The organism is Neorhizobium sp. AL 9.2.2 (genome assembly GCF_013317225.1).
In the GTDB taxonomy this organism is placed as follows: Bacteria; Pseudomonadota; Alphaproteobacteria; order Rhizobiales; family Rhizobiaceae; genus Neorhizobium; species Neorhizobium soli.
This window is the reverse complement of record NZ_JAALXU010000001.1, coordinates 106349-120202: the sequence shown is the minus strand read 5'-3', so window position 1 is coordinate 120202 and position 13854 is coordinate 106349. Positions and strand designations below refer to the sequence as shown.

16 protein-coding genes are annotated in these 13854 nt (G+C 60.1%); 10 read left to right on the top strand and 6 right to left on the bottom strand.

Going from position 1 to position 13854, the window contains the following annotated elements; translation table 11 throughout:
• The first annotated feature begins 78 nt into the window (after window positions 1-78).
• The 6 genes from phnE (G6K99_RS00595) to G6K99_RS00570 all read left to right on the top strand — a co-directional run bounded on the left by phnE (G6K99_RS00595) (window position 79) and on the right by G6K99_RS00570 (window position 5291).
• Window positions 79-999, top strand: a complete 921-nt coding sequence (phnE, locus tag G6K99_RS00595; RefSeq protein ID WP_174196013.1) for a phosphonate ABC transporter, permease protein PhnE — start codon at window positions 79-81, stop codon at window positions 997-999.
• Complete coding sequence (phnE, locus tag G6K99_RS00590) at window positions 999-2351, top strand: phosphonate ABC transporter, permease protein PhnE (protein ID WP_174195424.1); 1353 nt, start codon at window positions 999-1001, stop codon at window positions 2349-2351. The genes phnE (G6K99_RS00595) and phnE (G6K99_RS00590) overlap by 1 nt, the downstream gene beginning before the upstream one ends.
• 114 nt (window positions 2352-2465) lie before the next feature.
• On the top strand, window positions 2466-3179 hold the full coding sequence (locus G6K99_RS00585) for a DUF1045 domain-containing protein (protein WP_174195423.1): 714 nt from the start codon (window positions 2466-2468) through the stop codon (window positions 3177-3179).
• Complete coding sequence (locus G6K99_RS00580; protein ID WP_174195422.1) at window positions 3176-4315, top strand: alpha-D-ribose 1-methylphosphonate 5-triphosphate diphosphatase; 1140 nt, start codon at window positions 3176-3178, stop codon at window positions 4313-4315. The genes G6K99_RS00585 and G6K99_RS00580 overlap by 4 nt, the downstream gene beginning before the upstream one ends.
• Window positions 4315-4908: a phosphonate metabolism protein/1,5-bisphosphokinase (PRPP-forming) PhnN gene (phnN, locus tag G6K99_RS00575; protein ID WP_174195421.1), complete on the top strand. Its 594-nt coding sequence runs from the start codon at window positions 4315-4317 to the stop codon at window positions 4906-4908. The genes G6K99_RS00580 and phnN overlap by 1 nt, the downstream gene beginning before the upstream one ends.
• Window positions 4909-4988: 80 nt before the next feature.
• Window positions 4989-5291, top strand: coding sequence for a hypothetical protein (locus tag G6K99_RS00570; RefSeq protein ID WP_192078048.1), 303 nt, complete (start codon window positions 4989-4991; stop codon window positions 5289-5291).
• Between the two features lie 10 nt (window positions 5292-5301).
• On the opposite strand, the gene polA is transcribed toward G6K99_RS00570, so the two are convergent.
• Window positions 5302-8292 carry a DNA polymerase I gene (gene polA, locus G6K99_RS00565; protein WP_174195420.1) on the bottom strand — a complete coding sequence of 997 codons (2991 nt, stop codon included), beginning with the start codon at window positions 8290-8292 and terminating at the stop codon, window positions 5302-5304.
• Between polA and G6K99_RS00560 the strand changes: the two genes are divergently transcribed.
• The 3 genes from G6K99_RS00560 to G6K99_RS00550 all read left to right on the top strand — a co-directional run bounded on the left by G6K99_RS00560 (window position 8230) and on the right by G6K99_RS00550 (window position 10685).
• Window positions 8230-8442 carry a hypothetical protein gene (locus G6K99_RS00560; RefSeq protein ID WP_162238110.1) on the top strand — a complete coding sequence of 71 codons (213 nt, stop codon included), beginning with the start codon at window positions 8230-8232 and terminating at the stop codon, window positions 8440-8442. The two genes, polA and G6K99_RS00560, sit on opposite strands and share 63 nt — an antisense overlap.
• A 248-nt stretch (window positions 8443-8690) precedes the next feature.
• Window positions 8691-9122, top strand: a complete 432-nt coding sequence (locus G6K99_RS00555; RefSeq protein ID WP_062454171.1) for a MarR family winged helix-turn-helix transcriptional regulator — start codon at window positions 8691-8693, stop codon at window positions 9120-9122.
• 174 nt (window positions 9123-9296) lie between these two features.
• The gene (locus G6K99_RS00550) at window positions 9297-10685 is read left to right on the top strand and encodes a dipeptidase (RefSeq protein WP_174195419.1); all 1389 of its coding nucleotides are present in this window, start codon (window positions 9297-9299) and stop codon (window positions 10683-10685) included.
• 303 nt (window positions 10686-10988) lie between these two features.
• Here the strand turns inward: G6K99_RS00550 and G6K99_RS00545 are convergent, their stop codons facing one another.
• Entirely contained in the window at window positions 10989-11198 is a 210-nt protein-coding gene (locus G6K99_RS00545) for a cold-shock protein (RefSeq protein WP_062454173.1), read from the bottom strand.
• Window positions 11199-11748: 550 nt separating this feature from the next.
• Between G6K99_RS00545 and G6K99_RS00540 the strand changes: the two genes are divergently transcribed.
• The gene (locus G6K99_RS00540; protein WP_174195418.1) at window positions 11749-12228 is read left to right on the top strand and encodes a YbaK/EbsC family protein; all 480 of its coding nucleotides are present in this window, start codon (window positions 11749-11751) and stop codon (window positions 12226-12228) included.
• A gap of 15 nt (window positions 12229-12243) precedes the next feature.
• Here G6K99_RS00540 and G6K99_RS00535 read toward each other — a convergent pair whose 3' ends face one another.
• From G6K99_RS00535 to G6K99_RS00520, 4 genes are all read right to left on the bottom strand, one after another.
• On the bottom strand, window positions 12244-12618 hold the full coding sequence (locus G6K99_RS00535; RefSeq protein WP_139283901.1) for a hypothetical protein: 375 nt from the start codon (window positions 12616-12618) through the stop codon (window positions 12244-12246).
• 95 nt (window positions 12619-12713) lie between these two features.
• Complete coding sequence (locus tag G6K99_RS00530; RefSeq protein ID WP_062454175.1) at window positions 12714-12926, bottom strand: hypothetical protein; 213 nt, start codon at window positions 12924-12926, stop codon at window positions 12714-12716.
• A 276-nt stretch (window positions 12927-13202) separates the two neighbouring features.
• A complete protein-coding gene (locus G6K99_RS00525) occupies window positions 13203-13400 on the bottom strand; it encodes a hypothetical protein (protein ID WP_062454176.1) in 198 nt (65 codons plus the stop codon).
• A 104-nt stretch (window positions 13401-13504) separates the two neighbouring features.
• Window positions 13505-13747 (bottom strand): hypothetical protein, encoded by a 243-nt coding sequence (locus G6K99_RS00520; protein WP_174195417.1) that lies wholly within the window; start codon window positions 13745-13747, stop codon window positions 13505-13507.
• Window positions 13748-13854 lie beyond the last annotated feature (107 nt).

The following is a 13854-nucleotide window of genomic DNA, read 5'->3' as shown; positions in this document are numbered from 1 at the left end:
GCGACGATCAGCAAACAGACGACCGGAAATCTCGGCGGGGACCCCGCTAGCAGACTGGGGCCGGCGGCATCCCTGATGATGCAGCATTACCGGCAGCAGCTGCGAACCCGCCGCGTCTATACCGCTGTTACGATTGGCGTGTTTCTGGTCGTGCTGTTCGCCTCGCTAAAATTCGCCAATGACGCCAATGCGGGCAAGTTCTTCGAACGCCTGCCCTATATGTTCGATTTCATTCGCAGCTTCGTGCCTGATAGCCCGATGGAAATCATCCGGGCGATGTTCGACCTTCCCTCCCCTTACGCCGACGGCTCGCTGAAATACGACTACACGGCCGATCGCCACTATATTACCGACACGTTCTACATCCCGAATTTCTTCTACCAGCTGATCATTACCATCAACATCGCGCTGGTTTCGACGATCATCGGTTCCGCCATCGCCTTTGTGCTTTGCTTCTTCGCCTCCACCAATCTTGTCGGCGCCGGGCCTGTGCGTTTCGTCGTTCGCCGCATCATGGAAATCCTGCGTGCCTTTCCGGAAATCGTCATTGCCGGACTTCTGACGGCGATCCTGTCGATCGGGCCGATCGCGGCGATCATCGCGATCACCGTCCACACGATCGGCGCGCTCGGAAAGCTGTTCTTCGAGGTGGTCGAGAATTCGGACATGAAACCGGATGAAGGTTTGCGGGCCGCCGGTGCATCCTGGGTCGAGCGGGTGCGTTTCGCGATCGTTCCTCAGGTGCTTCCGAATTTCGTATCCTACACGCTGCTACGCGCCGAGGTAAACGTGCGCGCCTCGACCATTATCGGTGCGGTCGGTGGCGGCGGTATCGGCGAGGTGTTCCGGCTTGCGATCGGTCGCGATCATGCGGCCAAGACCTATGCGATCATCATCCTGCTGCTCGTCAGCGTCATTGCGATCGACCAGTTTTCCTCCTGGCTTCGCCGCCGGCTGATCGGTCAGCAGTCCTTCGAACTTGGCAGGGGAGCAGCCTGATGCCATCGGTACCTGCCATCAACGCATCTGACAGAGAGCGCCTGCGCGAAACCTATCCGCAGGTGTTTCAACGGTCGTTCCTGCAGCGCTACGGTCTGGTGATCGGCTCCGGACTGATCCTCGCCTATCTGGTTGCCTGCTTTTTCGCCTTCAATGTGGGTCCCGCCTTCAGGAACGGCCAGTGGGACCGAGCCTCGCTCTATCTCCAGGACTGGTATTCATGGCGTGCCCAGCCGCGCCTGCGGTTCCAGGACGACGGCACCGTCAAGCCGCAGTGGTCGAGCCGTGGACAGTATGCCGAAGGTTCTGACATTTCCTGGCTGAAGCCAACCGAAGGCGGCGGCTACCGGGTGACCTATGGCAGTGATGCAGATCGTCTCGATGTGACGCCAGGCCGGGTTGATGTCTATCTGAACGGCACGGTCTATCCGGTCATGATCGACAGCAATGCAGCGACGGCGCCAGCCGATGCGCCTGCGGCACTCCGCCAAGATGGAGCCAAGGTGCTGGTCGATTACGGCTTTGAGGGCCAGACGGAAATCCGTCCGGCGCAGGTCTATGTGCAGCGTCGCTTCCTTGGATGGGCGAACTTCCTGTTCGACACCAAGTCAGCATTCTGGGGCAAGAGCTGGGGCGAGCTTGCACACTTTGCAACGATCGGAGAGCGGCTGGATCCGGCCCGCTCGAACATCGGCTACATGCGCGACGACTTCCTCGGCAACAATGTCTGGCAGCATGCGGACATTCTGTCGAAGCTGCTGCAGACGCTGGTCATGGCCTTTGTCGGAACGCTGCTTGGAACGCTGTTCGCCTTCCCGCTCGCCTTCATCGCGGCGCGCAACATTACCCGCAACCGGGCCGCCAACTGGGGTATGAAGCGGTTGTTCGACTTCCTGCGCTCCGTCGACATGCTGATCTGGGCGTTGTTCTTCACCCGCTCCTTCGGCCCCGGACCGATCCCCGGTATCGCGGCGATCTTCTTCACGGATGCGGGTGCGCTCGGCAAGGTCTATTCGGAGGCCGTCGAGAATGTCGACGACAAGCAGCGCGAGGGTGTTAAATCGGTCGGCGCGCCCTCCGTCATCGTCAACCGCTTCGGCGTCGTGCCGCAGGTGCTGCCGGTGTTCATCTCGCAGTCGCTGTATTTCTGGGAATCGAACACCCGTTCGGCGACTGTTATCGGCGCCGTCGGTGCGGGCGGCATCGGCCTCAAGCTGCTCGAAGCGATGGGCACCAATGCCGACTGGGACAAGGTTGCCTACATGGTTCTCTTGATCCTGATGGTGGTGTTCCTGTTCGACAATGTGTCCAACGCGATCCGCTCACGTTTGATCGGTGGCCCGACACATTAAAAGGTTGCCGCATCATCATTCTGTCATGGAAATCTTTTAGCCGAAGGCTGTCTCGAGGCGCCACAGATGGTTAGTCTCGGGACGTCGCTTCCTTTCTGATTCCGGAACCATGCCTTGCGATATGCTCTCTACTTTTCGCCCGCAGCGGATCATCCGCTGACGAAGACCGCCTCCCGTTGGCTCGGCCGCGATGCCTTCAACGATGAGCGCTTCGAGACAGCGGTCGTCGAGGGCATTTCCGAAGAGGATGTGCACGCGCTGACGGCCGATCCGCGGCGCTACGCCTTTCATGCGACGCTGAAGGCACCGTTCGAGCTTGCCGAAGGACGCAGCGAGGCCGAACTGATCGAGGCGTTCGAGGCGTTTGCGGCGGTGACACCGGCTTTCGACATTCCGAATGCCATCATCGGCCAGCTCGGCCGTTTCTTTGCGCTGGTGCCGGACCAGGTCTATCCGGAACTCCAGGCCTTTGCCGCCCGCGTGGTCGAAGAGTTCGAGCCATTCCGGGCGCCGCTTTCCGATGCCGATATTGCCCGGCGCAAGCCGGAGACCCTGTCACCCGAACACCGCGATAACCTGTTGGCCTGGGGCTACCCATACGTCATGGACGAGTTCCGCTTTCACATGACGCTGACCGGACAGGTTCCGCCCGAACAGGCGCCGTCCATGCGCAAGGCGCTTGAAACCAGATTTACAGATTTTACCAATGCACCGCTCTCCATCAACGGAATTGCGCTCTTCATAGAGCCTGAGCGGGGCGCAGATTTTACAGTTCACCGCTGGCTGCCCCTGGCGCCGGCCTCCGATATCAGAAAGACGACCCCATGACCGTCGAGACCGTATTCACAAATGCCCGCATCGTGTTGGAGGACAGCATCGTGACCGGCTCCATCCAGATCCGGGACGGCAAGATTGCAGACATTTCCGAGGGTTCGGCACAGACCGGCGAGGACTTCGAGGGCGATTATCTGATCCCCGGGCTTGTCGAACTGCATACCGACCATCTGGAACAGCACTATTCGCCCCGTCCGGGCGTGCGCTGGAATGCGACGGCAGCGATCCAGGCGCATGACGCTCAGATCGCTTCTTCCGGCATCACCACCGTGTTCGATTGCCTGCGGATGGGATCCGACGAAGACGGCGGCTTTGAGCAGGGCGAGATGCGGGCGATGGCAGACGCCATCCAGGCGGCAGAGCGCCAGGGCCGCCTGCGGTCCGAGCATCTTATCCACCTTCGCTGCGAAGTTTCGGCCGACAATGTGCTGGATCACTTCGCCGATTTTGCCAACGACCCTTTTGTCAGGCTCGTTTCGCTGATGGATCACGCCCCTGGCCAGCGCCAGTTCCAGACGATGGACCAGTACATCTTCTACTACCAGAAGAAGCGCGGGCTTTCCGACGAAGCCTTCAAGATCTTCATCGACAAGCGCGTCGAGGAGTCCGAGCGCAATTCGACGCCGCATCGCATCGCTATCGCGAAGGTCTGCGCCGATAACGGCATTACGGTTGCCAGCCATGACGATGCGACGCTTGCGCATGTGGACGAGGCGATCGGCAACGGTGTGAAGCTCGCCGAATTCCCGACCAGTCTCGATGCCGCCAAGGCCTCGCATCAGGCCGGTATGAGCGTTTTGATGGGCGCCCCCAATATCGTGCGCGGCAAGTCGCATTCCGGCAATATTGCCGCCCGCGATCTGGCTGAGAAAGACGTGCTGGACGTGCTTTCCTCCGATTACGTGCCGCTCAGCCTGCTCTATGCGCCGTTCATTCTGGCCGATGACGTCGACAGCATTTCGCTTCCGAAGGCCATTGCCATGGTGAGTGCGACGCCTGCCCGCACCGTCGGGCTCGACGATCGCGGCCGGATCGCCACCGGCCTGCGCGCCGATCTGGTCCGGGTCCATCGTCCGGAGGGTGTGCCGGTGGCGCGCGCCGTTTGGCGCGAAGGTCGGCGGGTCGCCTGATGGACGGCTGCCCGACAGATAGCGACAGTGGCAAAAGCGGCGTGATCGTCGTCGTGGTTGGACCGAGCGGTGCAGGCAAGGACACGCTGATGGCGGAGGCTGCGCGGCATTTTGCGGATCGTGACGACGTGGTGTTTGCCCGCCGCACAATCACCCGGGACCCGGCTTCCGGCGGCGAGGACCACGACGGCGTCTCGGAGGACGAGTTCGCTGCGATGGAAAAAGCCGGACGCTTTGCCGTGTCCTGGAATGCGCATGGGCTATCCTATGGCATTCCCAAGGATACGCTCGATGCTGTCGAAGATGGCCGTCTGGTCATCGCCAATGGCTCCCGTTCGGCGCTTGCACACTTCCACTCAGCGTATCCGGCCATGCTGGTCATCAACGTCATTGCCTCGCGCGACGTGCTCGCCGCGCGGCTCGAAGCGCGGGGACGGGAGTGCCGCGAGGACATCCTGCGGCGTCTCGAGCGCGGCTCCCTCACTGTCGATGGCGACTATTCGGTCGTAACGATCGACAACAGCGGGTCCCTGAGCGAAGCCGCCCAGACACTGATCGACACGCTGGAACGACGTCTTTTCCGGCGCGTGTGATTTTGCGACTATCTTCACGACGGGCACTTTACAGTCTCGATTTTGCCTCTATGTGGACTTTCTAACATAAGAGGCGCAGCATGGACCAAACGCGAAGGCTTGATGACTTAGACGACGGGGAGGCTGCGGGAACTGCAAGGCTCAATCTGGAAGCCCGGATGACCGTGCTCGAGATCGTGTCCATCACCTCGCTCGCCATGGCGTTGGATACCTCCGAAAACGCGAATGTTGATCATGCCAAGGGCATTGCCAGCCTGATCCTCGACACCGTCCACCACCGCTGTCGTGAACTGGGCATGACGGATGAAGGCAGCCAGTCGGCGCACCGATACGCCGACGAGCTGCTATCGACAGCTCTTCTGTCCCTTTACCCCAACGGCTGATCAAGCCAGATCAGTGCGCCTCGTCCCAGTTCGCGGCGGCGCGCGCGTCCACCTTCAGCGGCACCCGCATCGAGACAGCCGGCATTGTCGCCTCTTCCATAGTCGATACGATCAGCGGGATCGCTTCTTCGATCGCCGCATCCTCGACTTCGAAGATCAGTTCGTCATGCACCTGCAGCAGCATGCGGACCTTTTCGTCGAGACCGGCCTTCTTCAGGGCAGGCTCCATCCCGATCATCGCACGGCGGATGACATCAGCGGCCGACCCCTGGATCGGGGCGTTGATGGCAGCGCGTTCATTGAAGGCGCGCATCGACGGGTTGGACGACTTGATATCGGGATAATGGGAGCGACGGCCGAAGATCGTTTCCACATAGCCATGCTCACGGGCAAAGGCCTTCGTCTGCTCCATGTAGTCCTTGATACCGGGAAAGCGCTCGAAATACCGCTTGATGTAATCGCCTGCTTCCGAGCGATCGATAGACAGCTGGTTGGCAAGACCAAAAGCGGAAATTCCGTAGATGATGCCGAAGTTGATCGCCTTTGCGCGGCGACGGACCTCACTCGACATGCCCTCGACGGGAACGCCGAACATTTCCGATGCGGTCATCGAGTGAATGTCGATGCCATCCGCGAAGGCCTGACGCAGCTGCGGAATGTCGGCGACGTGGGCGAGGACGCGCAGCTCGATCTGGCTGTAATCCGCGGAGAGAAGCTTGTGGCCGGGGGTCGCGATGAATGCGGTGCGGATCTTGCGGCCTTCGGCATTGCGGACCGGGATGTTCTGAAGATTGGGTTCCGACGAGGAAAGACGCCCGGTCGTGGTCGATGCCAGCGAATAGGACGTGTGAACGCGCTTGGTCTGCGGATGGACGTAGCCTGGAAGCGCATCCGTGTAGGTGGATTTCAGCTTTGTCAGCTGGCGCCAGTCGACGATCTTGCGGGGCAGATCATGACCGGTTGCCGCCAGATCCTCCAGCACGCTTGCCGAGGTTGACCACTGGCCGGTCTTGGTCTTGGCGCCGCCGGGCAGGCCCATCTTGCCGAACAGGATATCGCCGAGCTGCTTGGGAGAGCCGATGGTGAATTTCTCGCCGGCGAGCGCATAGATCTCGTCTTCGAAGGCCGCCGCCTTCTGCGCAAGCTCGCCGGAAAGGCGCGACAGGATTTGCCGATCGATCGTGATGCCGCGTTCTTCCATATCGGCGAGAACAGAGACCAGCGGTCGTTCGAGCCGTTCGTAGACGCGCGTCAGGCCCGCTGCGGCGAGCTGCGGCTTCAACACCATCCAGAGACGCAGCGTGACATCCGCGTCCTCGGCCGCATAGGCAGTCGCCTTCTCGATATCGACGTAATCGAACGTCACCCCGCTCTTGCCGGAACCGGCAACATCCTTGAAAGCGATCGGCTTATGATTGAGCCAGCGTTCGGACAATGCGTCCATGCCGTGGTTGGCCTTTCCGGCCTCCAGCACGTAGGACATCAGCATCGTATCGTCATGGGCCTGGACGGTTATGCCGTGCCGCTTCATGACGAGGTAATCGAACTTGAGGTTCTGCGCGACCTTGAGGACGGTCGGATCTTCCAGCAGCGGCTTCAGGCGATCCAGCGCTTCGCGGCTGGCCATCTGGTTTTCGGCCAGACCGCCGCCTAGGAGATCGCCGACACCGGTCTTGTGGGTAAGCGGGACATAGGCGGCGCGGACTTCGAGACCGGACGGGCTGTCGGTATTGTCGGCGATCGCCAGCGAGAAGCCGACCAGTTCGGCCTGCATCGGGTCGAGCGAGTTCGTCTCCGTGTCGAAGGCGACGAAACCGGTCTCGCGCGCCGCCCGGATCCAGTCATCCAGCACTTCCACATCGCGGATCGTCACGTAGTTTTCCATATCGAGCTTCGCCTGCCCGAATGCAGCGATACGAGCTTCGGCAAAGGAGACTGGCGTCGCTTCGCCGGTTACCTTTGTAGGGGTCGAAACCGCTCGCTCGGCGGGCGCCGCGGCTGCAATCTCTCCCGTGTCGGCCTTCGCCGCCTCGCCCGCATCGAGGTCTGGACCGCGGGCGGCATCGCCCCATTCGACCTCGACCTCCGCCGCTTCTATTTCATCGGCGTTGCAGTCGCAGGCTGTGGCAACCCTTCGCGTCAACGTTCCGAAGTTCATGGCCTTGAGGAAGCCGATCAGCTTTGGTCCGTTCTGGGGTTCGAGAACCAGCGCATCGAGTTCGAGCTCCAGGGGAACATCGGTGCGCAGCTCCACCAGTCGCCTCGACAGGCGCGCCTGCTCGGCAAAGGCGATGATGCTTTCGCGGCGCTTGACCTGCTTGATCTCTCCGGCGCGGGAAAGAAGCGTTTCGAGATCGCCGAACTCTTCCAAAAGCTGCGCTGCCGTCTTCGGCCCGATGCCCGGAATACCCGGCACGTTGTCGACCGAATCGCCGACCAAAGCCTGGAGATCGATCATCTTTTCAGGCGCTACGCCCCACTTTTCGACGACGTCGGGCACGCTGATCTGCTTGTCCTTCATGCTGTCGTACATGTGGACCATCGGCGTCACCAGCTGCATCAGGTCCTTGTCGGAGGACACGATGGTGACGTCGGCGCCCGTCGCTTCGGCCTGGCGGGCATAGGTGGCAATGATGTCATCCGCCTCGAACCCCTCCGTCTCGATGCAGGGGAGGTTGAAGGCGCGGGTCGCCTGGCGGATCAGACCGAACTGCGGAACGAGCTCTTCCGGCGGCGCGGACCGGTTGGCCTTGTACGCATCGTAGATCTCCTTGCGGAAGGTCTTCGAGGAATAGTCGAAAATGACGGCGAAATGCGTCGGCGTGACGCCGACAGACGTATCGCGCGCATCGGTCAGAAGCTTCCACAACATGTTGCAGAACCCCGACACGGCGCCCACCGGCAGCCCGTCTGATTTGCGGGTGAGCGGGGGCAATGCATGAAACGCCCGGAAGATGAAACCGGAGCCGTCGATGAGGAAGAGATGATCGCCTTTTTTCATGGGGATGGAATACCCCGAGGCATCTTCGGCGTCCACGAAAAGTTCGCCGGCAGCGCCACCGAACGCTCACCGCAACGTTACCGATTTGTAATAGACCAATCCCTTGAAAAGCCGCATTCCGCCGCACATTTCAAGCTTACCGGCGATTGATCACGCCGCAGTCTGGCACCCGGCTTGCCCCCTGCCGCGTCAGACCGGACAAAGGCTCACCCCCCTCTCCGGGCCTTTGTTCTTCTATCATGCCGCCACGACCGCTCCCCTCCCGGTCGTGGCGGTTTTTGTTTGCGGCTCACAGCATCTAGCGAAGCGTTGCAGGGTTGGCGAAAGCACGGCGTGCGATATATCCTTCCGGGCAAGGTCTGTTTGGACTTTCAACCGGGAAGCAAGATACCGAAGCCATGGCATTCGATCGCTCTCATTCCGCAACCTATCTCGCCAACCAGCTTGCGAAGGGTTTTGCGCGATCCCTGCAACAGCGCTCAAGCAGCCTCGGCTTTTCCCCGGGCCAGTTTCCCGTTCTCCTGGAACTCTGGCAGCAGGATGGCCTTACCCAGAAGCAACTCCTGGACAAGCTCGAGGTGGAGCAGGCGACGGTCGCCAATACGCTCGCGCGGATGCAGCGCGACGGTCTCATCGAGCGCATCCCCCATCCTGACGACAAGCGGGCAAAGATCATTACCCTGACGGCGCTTGGCCGCAGCCTGGAGGCCCGTGCGGTGGAGGCGGCCGCGGAAGCCGACGCGGCCCTGTTTTCCGGGTTCAAGCGGTTCGAGCGTGATCTGATGATCGAATACATGCGGATGATTCTGGAGAACGCCCGCAAGCTCTAGGGGGCGCCAGAGACTTGTCAGTGCAAGGTTGCAGTCGACGTTACTGCCCGCTAGTTGTCCTGCACCAATCAGCCTTTTCCATTGTACGGTGACATAAAGGCTTGCTAGTTTCCGGAACGAGCGTCGCAAGCCACGTCTACAGCGGCGCCGAGCATCCACACACAGGATATTGTTATGACCGAACTTTCCCCCGTTCTTGACCGTGCCGATCAGAACCTCAGCGCCAGCATCGATCGGATGTTCGATCTCGTGCGCATCAAGTCGATTTCGACTGATCCGGCCTTCAAGGACGATTGCCGCAAAGCTGCTGAGTGGCTTGTCCAGGAATTAACGACGCTGGGCTTTGAAGCATCCTTGCGCGACACCCCCGGTCATCCGATGGTGGTCGGTCATCACGCGGGAGCAACGCCGGATGCGCCGCACGTTCTGTTCTACGGTCACTACGACGTGCAGCCGGTCGATCCGATCGAGCTCTGGGAACATGATCCTTTCGATCCGAAGCTGAAGGAGCTCCCGGGTGGCCGCAAGATCATGACCGGACGCGGGACATCCGACGACAAGGGCCAGTTGCTGACCTTCGTCGAAGCCTGCCGCGCCTACAAGGACGTGCATGGCGCGCTGCCGATCCGCATCACCATCCTGTTTGAGGGCGAGGAAGAATCCGGTTCGCCGTCGCTGAAGCCTTTCCTCGAAGCAAATGCCGAAGAGCTCAAGGCCGACTTCGCCCTGGTCTGCGATACGGGCATGTGGGACACTGACACACCGGCAATCGCTGCCGCCCTTCGCGGACTGGTCGGCGAAGAGATCACTGTCACCGCTGCCGACCGCGACCTGCATTCCGGCCTTTACGGCGGTGCTGCCGCAAACCCGATCCACATTCTCACCGGCATCATCGCCGGCCTTCGCGACGACACAGGCCGCATCACCCTTGAGGGTTTCTACGACGGCGTCGAGGAAACGCCTGAAAACATCAAGGCAAGCTGGGAGACGCTTGGTCGCTCGGCCGAAAAGTTCCTCGGCGAAATCGGGCTCTCAGAGCCGGCCGGCGAAAAGGGCCGTTCGGTTCTGGAAATGACCTGGGCCCGACCGACCTGCGAGGTCAACGGGATCTGGGGCGGTTACACTGGCGACGGCTTCAAGACCGTCATTGCGGCCAAGGCTTCGGCAAAGATCTCGTTCCGCCTCGTCGGCACGCAGGACCCCGACAAGATCCGCGACGCGTTCCGCGCCTATGGGACATCCAAGATCCCGGCGGACTGCAACGTCGAGTTCCACCCGCATGGTGGCTCGCCTGCGATCCAGCTTTCCTACGACTCACCGGCCTTGACCAAGGCCAAGAGTGCACTTTCGGACGAATGGGCAAATCCAGCCGTCATCATCGGCATGGGCGGCTCCATTCCGATCGTTGGCGATTTCCAGAAGATGCTCGGAATGGATAGTCTGCTGGTCGGCTTCGGACTCAATGACGACCGGATCCACTCGCCGAACGAGAAGTATGACCTGAAGTCCTACCACAAGGGGATCAGGTCCTGGGTCCGGATCATCACGGCCCTCGCAAAGTAAGGGCATCGGCGGGGCGCAGCAGACAGCGCCTTTGCCGATACACGTCCAACTCATACGAAACGAAAAAGGTCGGGCTAGCCCGACCTTTCTGATCCCAATCACAAGTGCCAGTACATCCGTGGTCACTCTTATGGGCATGCAATGCGAAACAGCCGCCGTCGACGACATTGGCTCTAATGTTCATCGTCTCGCCAATTGGTTAATATTTGGTTAACAGCGCGCTGTGCCTTGCTCGAAAGGCATCGTCGGAACGCAAAAAGGCCGGTCGATGACCGGCCTTTATAAATAAATGAAACGGGTATCTTAGACGGCGCGGAGGCTGTCAGCAGATTCCTTGCCGGAACGGCGGTCGGTCGTCAGTTCGAAGCCGATCTTCTGACCGTCCTGCAGCTGGCCGAGGCCTGCGCGCTCGACTGCGGTGACGTGAACGAAAACGTCCTTGCCACCGTCGTCAGGGGTGATGAAGCCGTAGCCCTTGGTTGCGTTGAACCATTTTACAGTACCAGTCGCCATAACGATGCCTTTCTCTTGCAAATGACCGACTGCCCCGTTCGGAATTTCCCGGGGCGTTTGTGTTTCGTATTTGAAGAAAGATCGTCGCAGGCGGGGCAGTTTAGCCACGTGCTGGCTTGTCAAACAAATATCGATGCAGAGGATTTAAGGTCTGGCCGTTTTGGCGTCAAGCCTGCAGGACCGGGCGCAAATCGATCGATCCAGACGCGATCGTGGTGCCCTGCATCCGCTACATCGACGCAAGTTCTTGGAGTTGCGGGCCTTTTCGAGAGCTTCAGGCGCTTAAGATATCTCATCGCTCCAGCCCCTCAGAAAACAGAAAAGCCCGACGCGGGAGGAGGTGCGTCGGGCTTCTGAAACTGGCCAACAACTGGGAGGAGGAGTGTTGCCGGCCCCATCGGGGACGCTGGGAGGAGGAGTGCGTCCGTCGATGATTTAAACATACAGCGGAAACGCACAAAAAACAGACGTAATTTCGCACCGCAGCATTGCAAGAATCGCATGCCTCGCGAGACTTGCCCGCTGGATGCGCTTCCGTCATGCTGCGCCCATGAGCCTTGAATCCGTACGCAGCTTTTTCGCGACCCACGCGCCTGACATCGAGATCATCGAGACCGAACAGAGTTCGGCGACCGTTCCGCTTGCAGCACTCGCGCATGGCGTCGATCCTGACCAGATCGCGAAGACAATCTGCCTGCGAGCGGGCGACGTCATGCTGTTGGTCGTAATGTCGGGAAACAGTCGCATCGACAATAAGAAGTTCAGGTCGGTCTTCAGCGCCAAACCGCGGATGCTGGCCAGCGATGAGGTCATGGCGGCAACTGGCCATCCGATCGGAGGGGTGTGCCCGTTTGGTCTTGCGACTGAGCTCCAGGTCTATTGCGACCTTTCGCTAAAGGATTACCCTGAGGTCGTGCCCGCGGCTGGAGCAACGAATGCTGCGATCAAGATAGATCCGGACCGACTTGCAGAACTCACCAAGACCATCTGGATCGACTGCGCCAGCCGAACGGATAGTTCGGCCGGCTAGACGGATAAGGTATTCTTAGAAGCGGTCGTTGATGTAACGCTGATACCAGGCCTGCTTGCTGTCGACGGACGCGTTGGCGACGAGATAGCCGATCGCAAAGCCGATACCGCCAATCAGGGTGATCAGGGTCGTGGTTGCTGCAGGATGCTCGCGGACAGTGGCGGCCACGGAATTTGCTTCTTCCGAAACGTAGCTTGCGGCATCGGACGCGCGGCTTGCAACGCGGTCATAAGCAACGCTGCCTTTTTCTGCCAACAGATCACGCAAATTGGCGATCTCGGACTTGAGGCTGGCGATCTCGGAATTGAATGCCGAATTTTCGCTCGGCACATGATCGAAGGATGGCGACTGGGATTCGGTTGGCTTCAGGCTCTTTACGGATTCTGCCATTTTGGCCTCCTGTCTGTTGTTGATCGAGAGCACGGTCAACTTTCGAAGACAGGATATGTTCCTTGAATGGCCCGAATGTCTGTTCGACCCGGAATCTACCGCGCCTTGGCGAGAGTTTCCGCCAATGCAGCCAGTTTCTCTTTTTCGTCGGCGCCCTTTTGAAGCGAGTTGACGAGAATGAGCGCCAGTGCTTCTGCATCTGGACTGCTTTTATCGATGTGGTGCTCGGAGCAGGTCTCGTCGAAGACTTGCTGCAATAGGTTGAGCTGGCCGGAACTGACCGGCTTGCGGATAAGCTGACTTGGCATTTGCCCCTCACGTGCGAATGGCGAGGCTCCTCCCCATACCCCTGGGAGCCGCGATCAGGCTAAAAGACTTATCCGCTTGCAGCCTCCAAACCTCAGAGAAGGAAACGAGTGGATGCAGCCGGCAGTGTGAGATCTGACTAATTGAATAGCAATAACAAGATCGCACGGGTACAATTTAGGGGGTTATTGACAATAGCCACACCCTTATCGCGAGCCCCGCCGCCCGGCGCGCTTGTCACCGGACGGCGTAGATCATCAATTTCTTCGGACCACGAATCAGGCAGCGCCTGCCGGGTCTCCCGTCGGCATCAGAGCCGGCTCCAATGTGGGATCCTGCGGGTTTTTCGTATCCCCCGGATCCTGCGTCGGGGTCAGCGGCGGCTTTTCCTGCGTGCGGTCGGGCACTCCGCCAGTCCCCACGGGACCACGGGGAGTCTCGACGCCGGGAGTTGGCAATGGGTCACGATTCGGCATGAATGCCTCCTTTGTCTCAGGGTAGGTGTAGAGGAAACGGCTATAACCAATGATTGTTCCGATCCGCTCATCGGGCAGGGCTAGCGCTGGACGCGGATCGCGGGTCAAAGCCAGCGTCGCCTGTCGTGGGGCCGGGACGAAACGCCCAGCAGATAACCGAGTAGAAATGCCGCCACGCCGATGGATGCGGCAACGGATGCAGTAGCGGCCGGGTGATCCACAGCGTGCGCTGCGACCATTCCCGCTTCGTCCTTCACCTTCGCGGCTGTGGATTTTGCTTTTTCAACGACGCCCGTTTCAGGGTCGATATCACCGGTGAAGCCGACATTGAGTGGTTTTCTCGCCATGGTCATCTCCTTTTGAAGACAATCCACGGGCCGGAATGAAGTTCCGTCCGCAAGACGCGACTGGGCATGCAGCGCCGCCGTAGCGGGTTTGCGGGCAAGGCCACCGA